2 protein-coding genes are annotated in these 3,252 nt (G+C 71.5%); one reads left to right on the forward strand and one right to left on the reverse strand.

Features of this window, described 5'->3' with window-relative positions; all coding sequences use genetic code 11:
• Window positions 1–2,216, reverse strand: a 2,216-nt coding sequence (locus tag HLK59_RS49130) for a nitrate reductase (protein WP_240983091.1), incomplete at its 3' end; no start/stop codon positions are given.
• Between the two features lie 313 nt (window positions 2,217–2,529).
• Here HLK59_RS49130 and HLK59_RS49135 point away from each other — a divergent pair.
• A complete protein-coding gene (locus HLK59_RS49135) occupies window positions 2,530–2,919 on the forward strand; it encodes a cell division protein SepF (RefSeq protein WP_171148194.1) in 390 nt (129 codons plus the stop codon).
• Window positions 2,920–3,252 lie beyond the last annotated feature (333 nt).

Below are 3,252 nucleotides of genomic sequence, written 5' to 3' on the forward strand. Positions count from 1 at the left end.
GGGCGGGGGGCGGGGCCCGGGGGGGAGGCGGTGGGGTACGGGCGGTCCGGGGCGGGTGGGCCGGGCGGGGGGGGGGGGGCGGGGCCGAGGGGGTCGGGGTGGGGGGTGACGGAGGTGGGGACGATGACTGCGGGCGCGGACACCGGCGCCGGCGCGGCGGAGACCCGGGTCAGCGACACCGCGCACACCTTGAACTCCGGCTGGAAGGAGATCGGGTCCACCGCGTCGCTGGTCACGGCGTTGACGCTCAGATACTCACCGAAGAGGTCGTTCCAGTGGAACGGCGCGAAACAGCCACCCGGCAACACCCGGTCCGTCACCACCGCGGGCAGCACCGCCCGCCCCCGCCGCGAGGCCACCTCCACCCGGTCGCCCTCGGCGATCCCCAGCGCGGCGGCGTCCTCGGGGTGCAGCTCCACGAACGGCCCCGGGTTCAGCTTGTTGAGCTTGGCGACCCGCCCGGTCTTGGTCAGCGTGTGCCACTGGTGCTGCACCCGCCCGGTGTTCAGCACGAAGGGGAAGTCGTCGTCCGGCATCTCCGCGGCCGGCAGATGCGGCCGCGCGTGGAAGACGGCCCGCCCACTGGCGGTCGGGAACCGCAGCTCACCGGTGCCGCCGTCGACGTACCGGATCGGATTGCGCGCGGGCCCGCCCTCGGCGGCCGGCCACTGCACGGGCTCGGAGCGCAGCCGCTCGTACGTCACCCCGCGCAGGTCCCACCCCGTGACAGGGTTCCAGGCCCGCCGGATCTCCTCGAAGACCTGCTCCGCGCTGTCGTACGAGAACCCCTTCTCGTACCCCATCCCCCGTGCGACGGACGCGATGATCCGCCAGTCCGCCATCGCCTCGCCGGGCGGGTCGGCGACCGGCAGGGTCAGAGTGAGGTTGCGCTCGCTGTTGACGAAGACACCCTCGCCCTCGGTCCACATCGCGCCGGGGAGCACGACATCGGCGTAGGCGTTGGTCTCCGTCTCCCCGAACACGTCCTGGGTGACGACGAACTCAGCGGCCTCCAGGCCCTCGATGACGGTACGGCGGTTGGCGACCGAGGCGACCGGGTTGGTGCAGATGATCCAGCACGCCTTGATCTCGCCGTCGGCCATCTTCTGGAACATCTCGACGGTGCCCCTGCCCACGCCGTCCTTGCGGACGGTGCCCGGCGGCAGCTCCCAGAGGTCCTCGATGAACTCCCTCTCCGAGTCGACGAGGACGGACCGCTGACCGGGCAGGCCCGGCCCCATGTACCCCATCTCGCGCCCGCCCATGGCGTTGGGCTGCCCGGTGAGGGAGAAGGGCCCGCTGCCGGGCCGGCAGATGGTGCCGGTCGCGAGATGCAGGTTGACCAGGGCGTTGGTGTTCCAGGTGCCGTGCGTGGACTGGTTCAGCCCCATGGTCCACAGGCTCATCCACTCACCGGCCGAGCCGATGAGCCGGGCGGCCTCGCGGAGGTCGTCCTCGTCCAGCCCCGTGATCCCGGCGACGACGTCGGGCGCGTAGTCGGCGAGGAACTCCGGCATCGCCTCCCAGCCCTCGGTGTGCGCGGCGATGAAATCGGGGTCGGTGTGCCCGGCCTCGACGAGAAGACCCAGCAGACCGTTCAGCAGCGCCAGGTCGGTACCCGGCTCGACCTGCAGAAACAGATCCGCTTTGGCGGCCGTGGCGGTGCGTCGTGGATCGACGACGATCAGCTTCGCGCCCGCCTTGACCCGCTCCATCATCCGCAGGAAGAGGATCGGATGGCAGTCGGCCATGTTCGACCCGATGACGAGGAAGGCGTCGGCCCGGTCGAAGTCCTCGTACGACCCGGGCGGCCCGTCGGCGCCCAGCGACAGCTTGTAACCGGCCCCGGCGCTGGCCATGCACAGCCGGGAGTTCGACTCGATCTGGTTGGTGCGGACGAACCCCTTGGCCAGCTTGTTGGTGAGGTACTGGGCCTCCAGGCTCATCTGCCCGGACACATAGAAGGCCACCGAGTCCGGCCCGTGCTCGTCGATGATCGCGCGCAGCCGCCGGGCGGTCTCGGCGACGGCGTCCGCCATGGGCGCCGGCACCGGCTCCGCACCGCGGTCGTCCCGGACCAGCGCGGTGGTCAGCCGACCGGGCGCGGAGAGCATCTCGGCCGTGGTGGCGCCCTTGGTGCACAGCCGCCCCGCGTTCGCCGGGTGCGCCTTGTCACCGGTGGCCTTCAGGACCGTACGGCGCCCGTCGGGCCCCATGCCCACGTCCAGCACGATGCCGCAGCCCACTCCGCAGTAGGAGCAGACCGAGCGCACCTGGGACGTGGGAGTGGTGGGGGTCACACGGGGCCCTTTCGGCGGTCGGCTCTTGCCCCCAGAGCGTACGAATCGCCCATTACGTCGATGTCACATGGCTTGATCATGAGGAGTTACGTCGGACACACAGCCGTTCGCGGCGCGATGTGAGGGGGCGGGGCTGTCGCGGTCCGTGTCGCTGTTGGGCCGAACGGGTGACTTGGCGTAAGAATTGTCTGATGCAGGAGATGAAGGCGAGCGAGTCCGGGGGGAACCGGTGAGCAGGTACGACGTCACCGATGAACAGTGGGAAGGGCTCGCCCAGGTCGTTCCGTTGCGCGGCAGGGACGCCTGGCCGTCCGCGGTGGACCACCGGGTGCCTCCGGAAGCGGTCACGGAACCGCGCCGCCGCTTCGTCGTGCTGAGGGTGAATGTCTTCGGCGACGCCCGCGAGGTCGCCGAGACCCTGATGGCGGGCATCCCGGTGCTGCTCGACCTGACCGGGGCGGAGGGCGAGGTCGCCAAGCGGGTCCTCGACTTCAGCACGGGCGTCGTCTTCGGCCTCGCCAGCGGTATGCACCGCGTCGACCGCAACGTCTTCCTGCTGACCCCGCCCGGCACCGAGGTCAGCGGCCTGATGGAGACCGCCGGCGCGCCCAGGGCCTGAGCACGGTCCCCCGATCGTAGGAAGCGACCGTCGGCGGAACGGTTCGCCTGCCGGCGGAGGCCTACGGTCCGCATATGTGCGTGACATCTGTGTCAGCGGGTTCCGCGGCTCCTACGCTCCCGGACGCCTCCAACGACCACCGGGTACCGGGCCAGGGACGGCCGGGAGGTGAGGGGGAGCGTCCGGGGGCGTCCGGCGAGGGGGCTCGGGAGCCGTCGGCCGGGAGATGTGCGGAGGTGTCCGCCAAGGGTTGGCCGGGGGCGTCTGCAGAGAGATCCCGGGAGTCATCGGCCGTGAGGCGCGCGGAGCCGTCCGCCGAGGGCCGGTCGGGGG

Origin of the sequence: Streptomyces sp. S3(2020) (assembly GCF_013044505.1) — a bacterium.
Lineage (GTDB): Bacteria > Actinomycetota > Actinomycetes > Streptomycetales > Streptomycetaceae > Streptomyces.